At 60.5% G+C, this 16,915-nt stretch carries 15 protein-coding genes; 6 read left to right on the forward strand and 9 right to left on the reverse strand.

Annotation, left to right across the window (positions count from 1 at the left end; genetic code table 11):
• Window positions 1–10: 10 nt before the first annotated feature.
• Window positions 11–1,441: a coniferyl aldehyde dehydrogenase gene (locus KGA81_RS14415; RefSeq protein ID WP_223546879.1), complete on the reverse strand. Its 1,431-nt coding sequence runs from the start codon at window positions 1,439–1,441 to the stop codon at window positions 11–13.
• A gap of 145 nt (window positions 1,442–1,586) precedes the next feature.
• Between KGA81_RS14415 and KGA81_RS14420 the strand changes: the two genes are divergently transcribed.
• Both KGA81_RS14420 and KGA81_RS14425 read left to right on the forward strand, forming a co-directional pair.
• Entirely contained in the window at window positions 1,587–2,258 is a 672-nt protein-coding gene (locus KGA81_RS14420; protein WP_223546881.1) for a TetR/AcrR family transcriptional regulator, read from the forward strand.
• A 34-nt stretch (window positions 2,259–2,292) separates the two neighbouring features.
• Window positions 2,293–3,147, forward strand: a complete 855-nt coding sequence (locus tag KGA81_RS14425) for a sulfurtransferase (protein ID WP_223546883.1) — start codon at window positions 2,293–2,295, stop codon at window positions 3,145–3,147.
• A 48-nt stretch (window positions 3,148–3,195) separates the two neighbouring features.
• Here the strand turns inward: KGA81_RS14425 and KGA81_RS14430 are convergent, their stop codons facing one another.
• The 7 genes from KGA81_RS14430 to KGA81_RS14460 form a co-directional block, all read right to left on the reverse strand.
• Entirely contained in the window at window positions 3,196–4,023 is an 828-nt protein-coding gene (locus tag KGA81_RS14430; RefSeq protein WP_223546884.1) for an AraC family transcriptional regulator, read from the reverse strand.
• Between the two features lie 4 nt (window positions 4,024–4,027).
• Window positions 4,028–5,047, reverse strand: coding sequence for a hydrolase (locus KGA81_RS14435; protein ID WP_411736556.1), 1,020 nt, complete (start codon window positions 5,045–5,047; stop codon window positions 4,028–4,030).
• Window positions 5,048–5,120: 73 nt separating this feature from the next.
• A complete protein-coding gene (locus tag KGA81_RS14440) occupies window positions 5,121–6,566 on the reverse strand; it encodes a M16 family metallopeptidase (RefSeq protein WP_223546885.1) in 1,446 nt (481 codons plus the stop codon).
• Window positions 6,559–7,905: a M16 family metallopeptidase gene (locus tag KGA81_RS14445; protein ID WP_223546886.1), complete on the reverse strand. Its 1,347-nt coding sequence runs from the start codon at window positions 7,903–7,905 to the stop codon at window positions 6,559–6,561. Before KGA81_RS14445 ends, KGA81_RS14440 begins: the two co-directional genes overlap by 8 nt.
• 126 nt (window positions 7,906–8,031) lie before the next feature.
• Complete coding sequence (gene rsmD / locus KGA81_RS14450; protein ID WP_223546887.1) at window positions 8,032–8,628, reverse strand: 16S rRNA (guanine(966)-N(2))-methyltransferase RsmD; 597 nt, start codon at window positions 8,626–8,628, stop codon at window positions 8,032–8,034.
• Complete coding sequence (locus tag KGA81_RS14455) at window positions 8,628–10,118, reverse strand: M16 family metallopeptidase (protein ID WP_223546888.1); 1,491 nt, start codon at window positions 10,116–10,118, stop codon at window positions 8,628–8,630. Before KGA81_RS14455 ends, rsmD begins: the two co-directional genes overlap by 1 nt.
• Window positions 10,111–11,466, reverse strand: a complete 1,356-nt coding sequence (locus KGA81_RS14460) for a M16 family metallopeptidase (protein ID WP_223546889.1) — start codon at window positions 11,464–11,466, stop codon at window positions 10,111–10,113. The genes KGA81_RS14455 and KGA81_RS14460 overlap by 8 nt, the downstream gene beginning before the upstream one ends.
• 343 nt (window positions 11,467–11,809) lie before the next feature.
• Between KGA81_RS14460 and ftsY the strand changes: the two genes are divergently transcribed.
• The 4 genes from ftsY to rpoH all read left to right on the forward strand — a co-directional run bounded on the left by ftsY (window position 11,810) and on the right by rpoH (window position 15,964).
• Window positions 11,810–13,303 (forward strand): signal recognition particle-docking protein FtsY, encoded by a 1,494-nt coding sequence (gene ftsY, locus KGA81_RS14465; protein WP_223546890.1) that lies wholly within the window; start codon window positions 11,810–11,812, stop codon window positions 13,301–13,303.
• Window positions 13,300–13,971: a cell division ATP-binding protein FtsE gene (gene ftsE, locus KGA81_RS14470; RefSeq protein ID WP_007975383.1), complete on the forward strand. Its 672-nt coding sequence runs from the start codon at window positions 13,300–13,302 to the stop codon at window positions 13,969–13,971. The genes ftsY and ftsE overlap by 4 nt, the downstream gene beginning before the upstream one ends.
• Entirely contained in the window at window positions 13,968–14,990 is a 1,023-nt protein-coding gene (ftsX, locus tag KGA81_RS14475; protein WP_223546891.1) for a permease-like cell division protein FtsX, read from the forward strand. The genes ftsE and ftsX overlap by 4 nt, the downstream gene beginning before the upstream one ends.
• Window positions 14,991–15,109: 119 nt before the next feature.
• On the forward strand, window positions 15,110–15,964 hold the full coding sequence (rpoH, locus tag KGA81_RS14480) for an RNA polymerase sigma factor RpoH (RefSeq protein ID WP_223546892.1): 855 nt from the start codon (window positions 15,110–15,112) through the stop codon (window positions 15,962–15,964).
• 175 nt (window positions 15,965–16,139) lie between these two features.
• Here rpoH and mtgA read toward each other — a convergent pair whose 3' ends face one another.
• Entirely contained in the window at window positions 16,140–16,862 is a 723-nt protein-coding gene (gene mtgA / locus KGA81_RS14485; RefSeq protein WP_223546893.1) for a monofunctional biosynthetic peptidoglycan transglycosylase, read from the reverse strand.
• Window positions 16,863–16,915: the final 53 nt, after the last annotated feature.

Raw genomic sequence — 16,915 nt, forward strand, 5'->3', positions numbered from 1 at the left:
GGTGAGATCGTTAGCGGATGAACAGCTTCTGGATCAGCTTCTGGATCGATTTGCCATACGGCGGGTAAATCAGTTTCGCCACGTTGAAGCGCTGCTTGATCAGAACGCCCTTGGCCTTGCTGAAGGTCAGGAACCCTTCGTGGCCATGATAGTGACCCATGCCCGAGGCTCCGATTCCGCCGAACGGCATGTCGTCCTGAGCGACGTGCAGCAGCGTGTCGTTCAGGCACACTCCACCGGAATGGGTTTCGTGCAGTACGCGCTGTTGTTCGCGCTTGTCGTAGCCGAAGTAATACAGCGCCAGCGGGCGCGGGCGTTGGTTGATGTAGGCAAATGCCTGGTCCAGATCCTTGTACGGCACGATCGGCAGTAGCGGTCCGAAAATCTCGTCCTGCATCACCGTCATCTCGTCGGTGACATTGAGCAGCAGGCTATGGCCCATGCGGCGGCCCTGGCCCTGGTCGAACAGCGGCATCAGCAACGCACCCTTGCTGGTGGCATCGCTGACGTAGCCGTTCAGGCGCGCCAGTTGTCGTTCATTGATGATCGCGGTGTAGTCCGGGTTGTCGGCCAGCGTCGGATAAAACCCGCGGACGGCTGTGCGATAGGCTTCGACGAAACCTCCGATGCGATTCTCTGGCACCAGCACATAGTCAGGGGCCACGCAGGTCTGGCCGGCATTCAGGGTTTTGCCGAAGGCGATGCGCTCGGCGGCGTCCTTGAGCGGCACGTCGCGGGAAACAATGGCCGGGGACTTGCCGCCCAGTTCCAGGGTTACCGGGGTCAGGTTTTCTGCGGCGGCGCGCATGACGTGTTTGCCGATGCTAGTGGCGCCGGTGAACAGCAGGTGATCGAACGGCAGGCGCGAAAACGCCACGCCCATATCAGCCTCGCCCAGGACCACGCAAACCAGGTCTTCGGGGAAGATGCGCGCCAGCAGTTGCTTCATCAGCAGGCCGGTCGCGGGGGTCGACTCACTGAGCTTGAGCATCACCCGATTGCCTGCCGAAAGCGCGCCGACCAGCGGGCCGATGGCCAGGTACAGCGGGTAGTTCCACGGCACGATGACACCGACCACGCCTAGCGGTTGGAAAACCACTTTGGCCGCAGCGGGCTGGAAGGCTAAACCCACCTTGCGCCGCGAGGCTCGCATCCAGCCCTTGAGGTGTTTGCTGGCGTAATGGATGCCGTGCAGGCTGGGCATCAGTTCGGCGAGCAGGGTTTCATCGGCGCTGCGATGGCTGAAGTCCTGGCTGATCGCATCGATCAGGGCCTGACGTTCATTGTTCAACAAATCCTTCAGCGCCTTGAGCCATTGTTGGCGCTGCGCGGCCGGTGGCATCGGGTTGGCGGCGTAGGCGGCACGCTGGGCGTTGAACAGGGCCTGAAGCTCTTCCAACGGCTGCTGTAGGTTCTGCAGGTAGGAGATTTCAGCAGTCATGGTCGGCTCCGGATTTATTGTAATGGGGCATTTTTTAGAGTCTATGCTCTAAAAAGTCAAATGACATCCTGTAACAGCTTTGTTTTATCCACTCGCGGATAGATCTAAGATGCCCGTCAACGCACTCTGAATTAAAGCTCAAGCCATGGCCCCACGGATCAAAACCAGCGAGCGCATCGTGCAGAACAGCCTGGAGCTGTTCAATCAACAGGGCGAGCGCAGCATCAGTACCAACCACATTGCTGCCCATATGGAAATTTCTCCGGGCAACCTGTACTACCACTTCCCTAACAAGCAGGCGATCATCGCTGTGCTGTTCAGCGAGTACGAAAGCCTGGTGGACAGCTTCCTGCGCCCGCCCCAGGGCCGTGCTGCCACGGTGGAAGACAAACGCTTCTACCTCAAGGAGCTGCTGGCAGCGATGTGGCGTTACCGGTTTCTGCATCGCGATCTCGAACATTTGCTCGACAGCGATCCGGACCTGGCCGACCGTTATCGACGTTTCTCCCAGCGCTGCCTGATCCAGGGTTCGGCGATCTACGAAGGTTTCGTCGCTGCCGGTATCCTGAAGATGGACAAGGTGCAGATCGAATCCCTGACCCTCAATGCCTGGATCATCCTCACGTCCTGGGTACGCTTCCTGTGCACCACGCGAGAGAATTCCAGCCACTTGAGCGAGCAAGCCATTAAACGCGGGGTGTATCAGGTGTTGGTGCTTGAGGCCGGGTTCGTCACGGATGAGGCCCGCGATGCGGTCAACGCCTTGTTCGAAGAGTTTTACGTGCCTCTGGCCCAGGCGCTTGAGGAAGTGTCGTAGGATCGAAGTCCGATAAAAATCACAGGAGCCCGCTATGCCCATTGCGCAACTGATCAGCCCGCAAGCACTGGACCTGAAAAAGGACCAGCCGGGGCTGGTGATTCTGGATTGTCGTTTTGCCCTCGAAGACCCGGATTACGGTCAGCGCAGCTATGCCGAAGGGCACATTGCCGGTTCGAGCTATGCCGACCTTGAGCGTGATCTGAGTGGCGCGGTGGTCAAGGGCGTGACCGGACGTCATCCGTTACCTGAACCTGCGCAACTGATCGAACGCCTGCAAGCCTGGGGCGTCAATGCCGATAGCGAAGTGGTTCTGTATGACGACGGTCCTGGCGCCTATGCGGCGCGGGCCTGGTGGTTGCTGGCCTGGCTGGGCAAGCGCGATGGCGTGTTCATCCTCGATGGCGGGCTCAAGGCCTGGCATGCAGCGGGGTTGCCGTTGAGTCTGGATGCGCCGACGATCACCCGTGGCACCTTTACCGGCAGTCCTGACACAGCGTTGCTGATCAGCGCCGAGCAACTGCAAAAACGTCTCTCCCGGCCGGAACTGACCCTTCTCGATGCCCGTGCACTGCCGCGTTTCAAGGGGGAAGTGGAACCGATCGATCCGGTGGCCGGGCACATTCCCGGCGCCCAGTGTGCGGCGTTTACCGACAACCTGGGTGCAGACGGGCGCTTCCTGCCGGCCGATCAGCTCAGGCAGCGTTTCGCTGCGAAACTGGGCGATCGCTCGCCAACCGATCTGGTGGCGTACTGCGGTTCCGGCGTGACGGCGTGCCACAACCTGTTTGCGTTGTGCCTGGCCGGTTATCCGTTGGGTTCGTTGTATGCCGGGTCGTGGAGCGAATGGATCAACGAGCCCGCGCGGGGCGTCGCCACCGGCGAATAGACAAAAGAAAGATCAAAAGATCGTCCGAAGGCTGCGATCTTTTTGTGTCTAAAGTCGAGCACTGCGATACGCCCCCGGCCCGACCCCGTACACCTGCTTGAACTGCCGGCTCAGATGGCTCTGGTCGGCAAACCCCAGTTGCATCGCGACTTCCAGCGGCAGACAGCCACTTTGCAGCAACGTCCGCGCCCGGGCGATGCGCTGTTGCATCAGCCAGGTGTGCGGCGGCATGCCGGTGGCGCGGCGGAATACCCGGGCGAAATGGAATGGCGAAAGATTGACCGCCGCTGCCAGCGCCTCCAGTGAGGGCGGTGCTGCCAGTTGCGCCTGCAGCAATTCCTTGGCCAGGCTCACGGCCCTGTGTTCCTTGCCGGGTTTGCCGGCATCGGGCACCGCCGCATGACGCTGCAATAGCGACAGCACCAGTTCGCGCCAGACCGTTTGTTGCTGCAATGCCGTGGCGGGGCTTTCCAGCAGGCGGTGGAGTTGGCAGAAACCGTTCACCAGATCCTGATCGCGATACAGCGTGGCACCGAAGGCCGGCAATTGGTGGTTGGGCAATTCGAGTTCGGCCAGCAGCGAGGATATCTGTGTGCTGTCCGGATAAAACGCCCGGTAAAGCCAGCCATCCTCGGAACCTTTATGACCGGTGTGCAATTCATCGGGGTTGATCAGCACCAGTGTGCCGCTGCCCGCCAAGTGTTCGACACCGCGATAGCGATAACGCTGGGCGCCGGCCATGATCATGCCGATCACATAGCCGTCATGCACATGGGGCGCGAAACGATGATCGATGTAGCGGGCGGACAATAACTCGACCCCGGCCAATGGTGCGGTTTGCCAGAAATGAATCGACTCGCCCTGATCGTTGATCATGGTTTCACTTGCGAGCCACGGCGGTCAGCCATTCGGGGATGCGCCGTTCCAGGTAATAACCCGGTTGCCGGAGCGTGCCGTCTACGAAACCGACGTGCCCGCCCTTGGCTTGCAGTTCAAATTGCGTACAGGCGGACAATTCATCGACGTGCGGCAGGCTGTGGGGAAATACGAAGGGGTCGTCGGCCGCCTGAATCATCAGGGTCGGCGTGCGAATTTCGCCGAGGAAGTAGCGGCTCGATGCGCGGCGATAATAATCCTCGGCATCGACAAAGCCGTTCAGCGGTGCGGTAACCCGACCATCGAAATCCCAGAACGTGCGCATGTTTTCCAGCGAGCCAAGTGCGGCCAATGCGGCCAGGCCATCCTCCCGTCCGTCATGCTGGAACTGTCGCTGTTTGTTCTTGATGTAGGCGAGCATCTCACGCATGAAATGCGCCTGGTAAACCTTGGAGAAGCCCTGGCCGATGCGGTCGGCGCACTGGTCCAGGCGAAACGGCACCGACACCGCCACGGCGGCCGTCACGCCGCTGTCGCTGCCGGTTTCGCCCAAATGCTTGAGCAGGACATTACCGCCCAGGGAATAACCTACAGCATACAGTGGCGCCAGAGGTCGTTTGGCCCGCAAGTGCCTGATGGTTTCGGCCAGGTCTTCGCTGGCGCCGGAATGGTAGCTGCGCGGCAACAGGTTGGGTTCACCCGAACAGCCGCGCCAGTTCAGCGCAGCGCTGGCCCAGCCTCGGTCGCCCAAGGCTTTTTGCATGCCGGCGACATAAGGCGAATTCGAGGAACCGGTGAGCCCGTGCAGCACGAGCACCAAGGGGGCGTCGGCACTGTGCGGGCCATGCCAGTCGAGATCGAGAAAATCGCCGTCTTCAAGCCAAAGACGTTCGCGTTCGCGGTCGATGTGCACGGTTTTACGCCACAGAGGCCCCCACAAGGTTTGCAAGTGCGGATTACCAATGCCAAAGGCGGGGGTAAAGGACGGCGGTGAGGCCAGTGCGGGGTGCGATTGCACAATCATTCTCGGTGGAAGTGTTCATGAGTCTGCCCGAAGACGCGGCGCGACAGCACCGCGACCGCGTCATCATGGCTGTCTAACTTGCCACAATCTCGCCAGGTGCGCGACACATGGCGTTGGTTGTGCTTTCGCTGGGAGCTGGCAGTGGTTGTTGATCTGCCTTCGGCCCCAGGATGACAGCGCGCCATTGGTCGGCGTGGTAATGCCGGTTGAGTGCGTTTTTGATTGATACAAGGTTCAGCTTCAAGGCGGCTTGCGTAGCAAAGTCGAGGTCTAGCGGCAGATTGTGGGTGCCGATAGCGTGCAACTGTCCCAGAATCTGCGCATTGGTAGCTCTGTTCAATGGCGCGCTACCGGTCAGTTGCTGTTGGGTGTCTGCGAGTTCCTGTTGGGTCGGTCCTTGGGCGAGGAAGTCGCTGAACATCGTCTTGATATGGGCCAGCACGGCATCGGCCTGCTCTGGTCGGGTCTGCAATTCAATGGTCAACGATCCTTGTGCCTGAAGGGCTGAAAGGTCGGCTTCAACGTGGTAGGTCAGGCCTCGGCGTTCACGCAGTTCATTGCTCAGTCGGTTAGTGAATATCCGCATGGCCATCTGTAGCGCGACGTAGTCCGGACTGTTTCGCAGGACACTTGGCTGGGCAAGGCGCAGGTAAGCCTGGGTCGATGGTCGCTCAACGCGCAGCAGGCCTGGAGCGGCTGGACTAGTCACCGGCTGGATCGCGGCAGTGGCCGGTCCCGGGGGCAAGGCCGCGGATATCTGCGCACCAATGCGCTGGGCTTCTTCCTCGGTGAGGTCTCCGACCAGTGTGATCTGGGCATTGCCCGCGGAATAAGCCTTGCGATGAAAGTCTTGCGCCTGGGTACGAGTGACGGAGGCAAGCCCGGCCCGGGTTCCGTAGAAGGATTGAGCATAACCGTGGTCGGGAAACAGCTGGCCGAGATTGGCTTTTTGGGCTTGAGCGGCATGGGACTGATCTTCAAGGTCCAGAAAGTACTGCAATTGGGATTTCACCACAGGCAGGGACTCTTGCGGCAACAGCGGTTTGCCGAGTACCTGGGCAAACAGTTCCAGGGCTGGAGTGCGCCGTGGTTCGTCACTCAGGCTACGCAGGGAAAACAAGGTCCGGTCCTGGCTGATACCCATACCCATCCTGGCACCCAGATTTTCGAATGTCGCCTGTATGGCATTGACGTCCTTGCCAGCTACGCCCTCATTCAAAAGGCTATAGGTGACCGCGGCCAAGCCGGGTTGATGCGGGGTGTAGGCGCTGCCGGCAGCAAAGCTCACCAAGGCATCAAACATTGGCAGGCCAGGGGTGCGGATGAACAGGATCTTCGTTCCACTGAGCGTTTTGTAACCCTTGATCGACAGCGTGCGCTGGGTCGCTGGAGTCTGTGGTTCATTGAGCGATTGCAGCACTGGTTTCTGGGGCGCGGTGGTTGCAACGGCGGGGGCCTGTGCACTCAACAGTATGCCGGCCAGGATCAGTCCATTGATGAGGCCTTTGAGCTTATCCATTGTTTTTCTCCGGCAGGATTTTCGCGGTACTCAAGCGCTCACGCGTCAGGTAAGTCTTTGCGACTTGTTGAATATCCAGGGGCGTGACCTTGTTCAGCTCATCCGTATCCTGATCGGCCAGCCGCCAGTCCAGGCCGATGGTTTCCAGCAGGCCCAAGGTGCTGGCCTGCCCTTCCAGATCATCCTGCGCATAAACCGAGTCAGCGATCAGGAGGTTTTTCGCGCGCGCAAGTTCTGCTGGTTCCGGTGCCTTGCTCTTGAGTGATTCGATCACTTGCCACAGACGGGCGAGGGCTTCGTCAGCGTCATTGAGCTTGTCCGGGTTGAGCTGGGTGCTGATGGTCAGTAACGAATCGCCGCGATTGAAGGCGTCGTACTCTGAGTCGACCTCGGTGAATATCGCCTCGCTCAGTTGCAGTTGCTGTTTGATCCGCGCGCTACTGGACCCGGCCAGTAACCTGTCGAGCAGGCGTAGGGCATGGGCGGTCCGACGATCCGGTGCCGTGGTCAGGCTGGGCGCGTTGAAACTCATGATCAGGCGCGGGGACGCTACCGGTGCGCGCAGGGTCAGTGAACGTTCACCGGCAGAAGCCAGCTCGACGGGTGCAGGCGCCACAGGTATCGCGCGCCGCTCAATATGGCCGAAGTGCTGCTGTGCCAAGGCCTTGATCCGCTCAGGTGCAACATCGCCAACGACCACCAGCGTCGCATTGTTCGGCGAATACCAGGCCTGATACCACTGCTGCAATTGCACGGTGTTCATGCGTTGCAGATCGTGCATCCAGCCGATCGTTGGGGTGCCATAGCCGCTGGCCGGGTAGGCGATGCTGTTCAGTCGTTCGTGAGCCAGCGCGATGATGTAATCATCAACGCGCATCCGACGTTCCTCCTGAATGACCTTGAGCTCCGGTGCGAAGTCCTGTGCATCCAGCTTGGCCGTGCTCATCAGGTCGGCCAGTATTTCGAACGCGACGCTAGTGCGGCCGGAAGGCAGTGTCTGGTAAAAAACCGTGAAATCAGTGCCGGCAGATGCGTTTTGGCTGGCGCCCAGTTTTTCCAGTATCGCCGCGAACTCTCCGGCGCAGGCCTTGCTGCTGCCTTTGTAAACCATATGTTCGAGGGCGTGGGACAGGCCGGACTGGCCGGGCGGTTCGTAGCTTGAACCAGCCTTGATCCAGAGTTGGGCGGTGACGATGGGGGAGCGGTGGTCCTCGCGTACGACAACCTTGAGGCCGTTATCCAGTACGAAGTCTTGTGTTGCAGGGGGTGTCGCCGCGCCGGCCATGAGCGGCAGACAGGCGATAAAGGGCAGCATAAGCAGGCTGCGGGAGACGTTCATCCTTGTTCATCCTCAGTGGTTTGCAGGTAATTGCGCAAGCCACTGTGGATGATCCGTAAGGATGTCAGGCGGTAACTATGTAATGCACCTCACAACCAGGTTGGGGGCAGTCGTTTCACCGAAACGTCAGGCGCTGCGCTGCCACAACGAGTAATACACCCGTCCGGATTTCTGCTCGCGATGCAGGCGCCAGTTCTCCGGCAGGCCCAGGGTCGACGGCGCGGACTCGCTTTCGGTGTACACCCAGGCATCTTCGGCCAGCCATTGGCGCTCTTCGAGCAACTTGCAAACGGTGGGCAGCAGGTTCTGGTTGAACGGCGGGTCGAGGAACACCAGGTCGTAGGCCGTCGCGGTCTGGGTTTCCAGGTAGCGCAGGGCATCGGCGGTCTGGACCTGGCCGTTGGTGCACCGCAGCGTCCCCAGGTGCTCTTTCAGGCTGGACACCGCGATGCTGCTGGCGTCCAGCGCCTGACCCATGGCCGCGCCACGGGACAGTGCTTCGAGGAACAGCGCGCCGCTGCCGGTGAACGGGTCGAGCACCTTGGCGCCCGGCACGTAAGGCGCAAGCCAGTTGAACAGGGTTTCACGCACGCGATCCGGCGTCGGGCGCAGGCCCGGGGCGTCGGGGAAGCTCAGCTTGCGGCTGCGCCATTCGCCGCCAATGATGCGCAGCTGGTTCACGCCATTGTGGACGTTTTTGGCGGGTTTTTTTGGACTTGCCATTAATGCTCCGGAACCCCGAGCGGCTGCTCGGAAGGTTTGTCAGTAGGGGCCGGTAACGGCTTTTGCGGCACGGTCGGGCCAACGCTGACGATGACCATTTTGTCCGTGCCCAGGTGTTTGTTCATGGCGGCTTTGACCTGCTCGACGGTCAAGGCCTGGGATTGTTGCATGAAGTCCTCCAGGTGACTCAACGGCAAGTTGTAGAAACCGATGGCGCCCAGTTGGCCGACGATATCGGCGTTGCTCGCGGTGGACAGCGGGAAACTGCCGGCGAGTTCGCGCTTGGCGTCGTCGAGCTCTTTTTCGGTCGGGCCGGTTTCAAGGTAGTCGGCCAGCACATCCTGCACCAGTTTCAGGGTGCCTTCGCTCATCTCGGCGCGGGTCTGCAGGTTGATCATGAACGGACCACGGGCCTGCATCGGGGTGAAGCCCGAATACACGCCGTAAGTCAGGCCACGCTTCTCGCGCACTTCGCTCATCAAACGGGTGCCGAAGCCGCCGCCACCGAGTATCTGGTTACCCATGGACAATGCCGCGTAGTCCGGGTCATCACGGTCGATGCCCAGTTGCGCGAGCATCAGGTTGGTCTGCTTGGACGGGAACTCGATATGGCCGACGCTGGCCTTGGGCTCGACCGGTTGCGCGATTTTCGCCAGGGCCGGGCCTTTGGGCAGGGCACTGGACACCTGGGCGGCAATCGCTTCGGCTTGCGCACGGGACAGATCGCCAACCAGCGCGATCACCACGTTACCGGCTGCGTAGGCTTTCTCGTGAAAGGCACGCAGTTGGGCCACGGTGATCGCCGGGACGGTTTTCGCCGTGCCGTCACTGGCATGTGCGTACGGGTGATCACCGTACAAGCGGTTCATCAGTTCCAGGCTCGCCAGTTTGCCCGGGTTCTGTTTCTGGTATTCGAAACCGGCGAGCATCTGGTTCTTGATGCGGGCAAACGAGTCGGCGGGGAAGGTCGGTTTGCCGACGACTTCGGCGAACAGCTTCAGGGCCGACTCGCGCTTGTCCCTGTCGCTGAGGCTGCGCAGCGACGCGATGGCCATGTCCTTGTAGGCACCGTTGCCAAAGTCGGCGCCCAGGCCTTCGAAGCCCTGGGCAATGGCACCGACGTCTTTGCCGGCCACGCCTTCGTTGAGCATGGCGTTGGTCAACAGCGCCAGACCAGGCGTATCGCCGTCCTGGCTACTGCCGGCGGCGAAGATCAGGCGCATGTCGAACATCGGCAACTCATGGGCCTCGACGAACAGCACTTTCGCACCTTCGGCAGTGTTCCAGGTTTGTACGTCCAGCTTGCGGTGGTCCGGCACCTTGCCGTTGAGTTCGGTCAGCGATTGCAGTTTCCGGCTGGCCTTGGCCTTATCCAGGGCTTCACTGGCACTGGTTTCGCCAGAGCGCGACAGATAGAACGCGGCGGAACCGAAAACGGCAACGGCGATCAGGCCGATCAGGGCCAGGCGGGAGGGTTTACGCTCACTCATGAGTCGTCTCCAGAGGCAGTACATGGGCGACGCTGAGACGTTCGCGGGTGAAATACAGCTTGGCGGCTTTCTGGATGTCTTGCGGTGTCACGTTTTCCAGGTCGGCCAGTTCGGTGTCCATCAGCTTCCATGACAGGCCGACGGTTTCCAGTTGGCCGATGGCGGTGGCCTGGCTGGTGATCGAGTCACGCTCGAAGACCAGGCCGGCGATGACTTGTGCACGTACGCGTTCCAGCTCTTCAGCGGTTGGCGCCGTGGTTTTCAGCTGGTCGAGCAGCTTCCACAAACCGGCTTGCGCCTGGGCGATGGTCTTGTGTTTCTGTGAGTTTGGCGATGCCGACAGGGTGAAGAGGCTGTCGCCACGGGTATAGGCGTCGTAACTCGACGAGCCGCCGGACACCAGTTCTTCTCCACGCTCCAGTTGCGTCGGGATGCGTCCGCTGTAGCCGCCGTCGAGCAGCGCCGACATCAGGCGCAGGGCATTGACCAGGCGTTTGTCGTCGGTGGTGGCGATGCTCGGCACGTTGAAGGCCAGCATCAGGCTCGGCAGTTGGGTCTGCACATGCAGGGTAATCTGACGCTCGCCCGGTTCGGCCAGTTCCAGCGGTTTTTTCGCGGCTGGCACATCGCGCCTGGCGATCGGGCCGAAATAGCGTTGGGCCAGGGTCTTGACTTCGTCCGGGGTGACATCGCCAACCACCACCAGCGTGGCATTGTTGGGCACATACCAGGTTTCGTACCACTGGCGCAGTTCTTCGACTTTCATCCGTTCAAGGTCGGCCATCCAGCCGATGGTCGGCGTGTGGTAGCCGCTGGCCGGGTAGGCCATGGCCTTGAAGCGCTCGTAGGCCTTGGACATCGGCTTGTCGTCGGTGCGCAGGCGACGCTCTTCCTTGATGACTTCGATTTCCTTGGCAAACTCGTCGGGCGGCAGGCGCAGGCTGGCCATGCGGTCGGCTTCCAGCTCGAAGGCTACGCCCAGGCGATCCCGGGCCAGCACCTGGTAGTACGCGGTGAAGTCGTCGCTGGTGAATGCATTCTCTTCGGCGCCGAGGTCGCGCAGGATCAGCGAGGCTTCGCCTGGGCCAACCTTCTCGCTACCCTTGAACATCATATGTTCCAGTGCGTGGGACAGGCCGGTATTGCCCGGCGTCTCGTAGCTGGAGCCGACCTTGTACCAGACCTGGGAAACCACCACGGGCGCACGGTGGTCCTCACGCACGACCACCTTCAGGCCATTGTCGAGGGTGAATTCGTGGGTGGGTTGCGGATCGGCGGCCAAGGCCGAGAGAGGCAGGCAAACTGTGCTGAGCAGCAGGCCTGCGGCGCGGCGGGCAAGAGCATTCATTCGTTTTTAAACCTTTGGGGCTGCCCGCTTGGTCTTAGCCTAGGCGGGCGAGGAGGTGCTAGGATACTGATCCGTTTTAGCGGCGGCCACGCCTATCAGGCCTTTATGCTTGATCAGGTTGTATGGGTTTGCGACGGAAGGTGGGTGTTTATTAACTGAGTTCCGTTTTTTCGCCGATTTTGCTGCTTTAGTCCTATGAGAAATCGATTGCTTGAGGTGCCGTTGAGCACTTCGACAAAATGTTGCGCGTGAACAAGCTGGGTCAATCGCAGTCTGTTCTGCATCGAATATTTATTTGCCGGGGCGCCATTGGCGCGTCGCTACCGTGAGATAGCCGTCCTCCATGTTTGGTTCCAACGACGACAAGAAGACCCCAGCTGCGGCTGGCGAGAAAAAAAGCCTGTTCGGATGGCTGCGCAAAAAGCCGCAGGAACCCGTCGTCGAACAGCCACAAGCCATTCCTGAGCCAGAGCCGGCACCGGTCCCGGTAATAGAAGAAGCGCCTGCACCGGTTGCTCTGCCGATTGCCGAGCCAGTGCTGCAGACGCAGGCCGAAGTCGTCGCCGAACCTGCCCGTGAAATCATCGAGCAACCGCTGACCACCGCTGCCGAGCCATGGCTGACATTGCCCGTGGCGGAAGAGCCGGTGGCACTGGTCGAGAATGACCAGGTCCCTCACATGACACCGCCGATTCCGGCTCCGGCTGAGTTCGCGCCGGCCCCGGTTCATGCGCCTGTGATAGAGCCGGTGGTGGCGCCAGTCGTTGTGGCTGAGCCTGCACCTGCACCGGTTGTAATCGAGCCGGCAGCCCCGATTGTTGCAGCACCTGCTCCTGCTCCTGCTCCTGCTCCTGCTCCTGCTCCCGTCGAAACCCCGGCCCAACCAGTGCGCACCGAAGAAACCAAAGCCGGTTTCTTCGCCCGTCTCAAGCAGGGCCTGTCCAAGACCAGCGCCAGTATTGGCGAAGGCATGGCCAGCCTGTTTCTGGGCAAGAAGGTCATCGATGACGAACTGCTGGAAGACCTCGAAACGCGCTTGCTGACCGCCGACGTCGGTGTCGAAGCCACATCGGTGATCATTCAGCGCCTGACGCAGAAGGTCGCACGCAAAGAGCTGGCCGACGCCGATGCCCTGTACAAATCCCTGCAGGCTGAGCTTGCGGCCATGCTCAAGCCTGTCGAGCAGCCGCTGAAAGTCGTCTCGCAGAACAAACCGTTCGTGATTTTGGTTGTCGGCGTTAACGGTGCCGGCAAGACCACCACCATCGGCAAGCTGGCGAAGAAGCTGCAGCTGGAAGGCAAGAAAGTCATGCTCGCTGCCGGCGACACCTTCCGCGCTGCGGCGGTGGAGCAATTGCAGGTCTGGGGTGAACGCAACAAGATCCCGGTGATCGCGCAGCACACTGGCGCCGACTCGGCTTCGGTGATCTTCGACGCCGTACAGGCCGCCAAGGCCCGTGGTATCGACGTGTTGATCGCTGACACCGCCGGCCGCCTGCACACCAAAGACAACCTGATGGAAGAGCTGAAAAAGGTTCGCCGGGTGATCGGCAAGCTTGACGCCGACGCACCTCACGAAGTGCTGCTGGTACTTGACGCCGGCACCGGTCAGAACGCCATCAACCAGGCCAAGCAATTCAACCAGACCGTCGAACTGACCGGCCTGGCGCTGACCAAGCTCGACGGCACCGCCAAAGGCGGTGTGATTTTCGCTCTGGCCAAGCAATTCGGCCTGCCGATCCGCTACATTGGCGTCGGCGAAGGCATCGACGATTTGCGTACCTTTGAAGCAGAACCCTTTGTCCAGGCCTTGTTTGCCGAGCGGGAGCGTTCATGATTCGTTTCGAACAGGTCGGTAAGCGCTACCCGAACGGTCACGTCGGCTTGCATGAGCTGAGCTTTCGAGTCCGTCGTGGCGAGTTCTTGTTTGTCACCGGTCATTCCGGCGCCGGCAAATCCACGCTGTTGCGCCTGTTGCTGGCCATGGAGCGTCCGACCAGCGGCAAGCTGCTGCTCGCCGGGCAAGACCTGAGCACCATCAGCAATGCGCAGATTCCTTTCTTGCGCCGGCAGATCGGCGTGGTGTTCCAGAATCACCAGTTGCTGTTCGATCGCACGGTGTTCAATAACGTCGCGTTGCCTTTGCAGATCCTGGGGCTGTCCAAGGCCGAGATCGCCAAGCGCGTGGACTCGGCACTGGAGCGCGTGGCGCTGTCGGATAAAACCGATCTGTACCCGGGCGACCTGTCCACCGGTCAGCAGCAGCGCGTCGGCATCGCCCGCGCCATCGTTCATCGTCCGGCCTTGCTGCTGGCGGACGAACCGACCGGTAACCTCGACCCGCGTCTGGCTGCCGAGATCATGGGTGTGTTCGAAGACATCAATCGCCTGGGTACCAGCGTGCTGATCGCCAGCCACGACCTGGCCCTGATCGCCCGCATGCGCCATCGCATGCTGACGCTGCAACGCGGTCGACTGATCGGTGACGGGGAGGCGGCCGTATGAGCGCAACACGTAGCCCAAAGGTTTCCGAGCGCGTGGCCCCGAAAGCCGCCGATCCGCAGCCGCAAAAGAAAAAACGCGACGATGACGACGGGCCGGACTTCGCCACGTTGTTCCGTGCCTGGATCGAAAGCCATCGCGCCAGCCTGATGGACAGCCTGCGCCGCCTGGGCAAGCAACCCATCGGCAGTTTTTTCACCTGCATGGTGATGGCGGTGGCCCTGAGTTTGCCCATGGGGCTGTCACTTTTGCTAAGTAACGTCGAGCGTCTGGGTGGTTCCTGGCAGCGTGCGGCGCAGATTTCCCTGTATCTGGACCTTGAGGCCAAGCCGGCCGAAGGCGAATCACTGCGCGATCAGATCAAGGGCATGCCTGGCGTCGCCGATGCCGAATACGTTGGTCGGGATCAGGCGCTGGAGGAGTTCCAGCAACAGTCCGGGCTGGGCGAGGCGCTCAAGGAGTTGCCGGAGAACCCGCTGCCGGGCGTGGTGCTGGTGACGCCGACCGAAGTCGACAAGCCGGCCCTTGAAGCATTAAGACAAAAACTATCCGAGCTGCCGAAGGTACAACAGGCGCAACTTGATTTAGTCTGGGTCGAGCGTCTGGCAGCCATCCTCAAGCTGGGTGATCGATTTGTCTTCGGTCTGACCGTGCTGCTGGTTTCTGCATTACTTTTGGTGATAGGCAATACCATTCGGCTTCATATTGAAAACCGCCGCACAGAGATAGAAGTGATTAAACTGGTCGGCGGCACTGACAGCTATGTACGCAGGCCCTTTCTGTATATGGGCGCGCTGTATGGCTTCGGTGCGGGGATTCTATCTTGGGGTGTGCTCGCGTTCGGCCTTGATTGGCTGAACGACGCGGTGGTAGGGCTGGCCGGGTTGTACGGCAGTGATTTTGCACTGGCTGGAGTGCCAGTTGCCGACGGTCTGTCTCTCTTGCTTGGCGCGGTGCTGTTGGGGTATATCGGTGCATGGATTGCAGTCGCACGCCACCTGAGGGAGCTTGCGCCTAAGTAGTATCATTTTGCTCGTATTGACCTTTCAGCGTTTTTGGGTTTTGGGAACTTGTCCTTCGGTTTCCGGTCAATTTTCGCAGTGCTGAACTGCACGAGTTTGTAAGTTGGAGGTTTTTTCGTATGACCAATTCTTTGCAACCTGCATATGCTCTGGTCCCGGGTGCGAACCTGGAGGCCTATGTGCACACCGTCAACAGCATTCCATTGCTGTCGCCGGAGCGGGAGCGTGAACTGGCCGAGAGTCTCTATTATGAGCAGGATTTGGGGGCGGCTCGGCAGATGGTGCTCGCCCACCTGCGTTTTGTCGTACATATCGCCCGTAGCTATTCCGGTTACGGCCTGGCTCAGGCTGACCTGATCCAGGAAGGCAACGTTGGCCTGATGAAGGCCGTGAAACGCTTCAACCCGGAAATGGGCGTGCGCCTGGTATCTTTTGCCGTGCACTGGATCAAGGCGGAAATCCACGAGTTCATCCTGCGCAACTGGCGCATCGTGAAGGTCGCGACCACCAAGGCCCAGCGCAAGCTGTTCTTCAACCTGCGCAGCCAGAAGAAGCGCCTGGCCTGGTTGAACAACGAGGAAGTCCATCGCGTAGCGGAAAGCCTGGGTGTAGAGCCTCGGGAAGTACGCGAGATGGAAAGCCGTCTGACCGGCCATGACATGGCCTTCGACCCGGCTGCCGAAGCGGACGACGACAGTGCTTTCCAGTCGCCGGCCAACTATCTGGAAGACCACCGGTACGACCCGGCCCGTCAACTGGAGGACGCCGACTGGAGCGACAACTCCAACCACAACTTGCACGAAGCGCTGGAAGTGCTGGACGACCGCAGCCGTGACATCCTCTACCAGCGCTGGCTGGCGGAAGAAAAAGCCACGCTGCACGACCTGGCGCAGAAGTACAACGTGTCGGCCGAGCGTATTCGTCAGCTCGAGAAGAGCGCGATGAACAAGCTCAAGGTGTCGATCGCTGCGTAACTGGCGACCTGGCAATGCAAAACGCCCCGATCATCGATCGGGGCGTTTTTGTTTGTGTGCAAAAATCTCGTAAGCGGCGCTGCTTCCTGTAGGAGCTGGCTTGCCAGCGAAACAGGCGACTCGGTGTGTCAGACATATCGCCTTCGCTGGCAAGCCAGCTCCTACAAAAGCGTCGTTAGTCCCTCCAGGGCGCCCGGCGCGAATCGTTCAGCCCGACCAGATAGCTGTCCCCGCCCAACTGGCTCATCTGCTGTCGAATCCAGCCAGCCCGGCGCGAAACGTAAGAAGTCGGATGGCCGGCACTCCAGACCCGCGGGTTGGGCAGGACGGCGGCGAGCAGGCTCGACTGCTGACGGCTGAGGTCTTTTGCACTCACACCAAAGTGATGCCGGGCCGCCGCTTCAGCGCCAAACACACCGTCATCCCACTCGACACTGTTGAGGTACACCTCAAGAATCCGCTGCTTGGGCCAGAACACTTCGATCAGTCCGGTGAACCAGGCTTCCAGGCCTTTGCGCAGCCAGCTGCGGCCAGACCACAGGAACAGATTTTTCGAAACTTGTTGGCTCAGGGTGCTGGCGCCACGGATCGAACCGCCGCGCCCGTTATGGGCAAACGCCGCCTGAATCGCGCCGATATCGAAGCCCCAGTGCTCCGGGAATTTCTGGTCTTCGCCGGCAATCACCGCGACTTTCAGGTCATCGGAGATCTCGTCCCAGGGTTTCCAGGTCCGTTGCAGGTCGATGGGTTCGCCATCGAACCAGGATTCGATCTTGCGCTCGACCATCAGCGCCGTTCCCGGTGGTGGCACCACGCGAAAGATCAGCACCAGCAATACGCTGCCACCCATGAACCAGAGCGCGGCCTTGGTGAAATGACGGAAATAGATACGCAGCATAGAGATGGCTTGGCCGAACCCGTTGAGCGGGCCATTATACAGACCCTTGGGAT

This window comes from Pseudomonas sp. A-B-19, assembly GCF_019947515.1.
Classification (GTDB): domain Bacteria; phylum Pseudomonadota; class Gammaproteobacteria; order Pseudomonadales; family Pseudomonadaceae; genus Aquipseudomonas.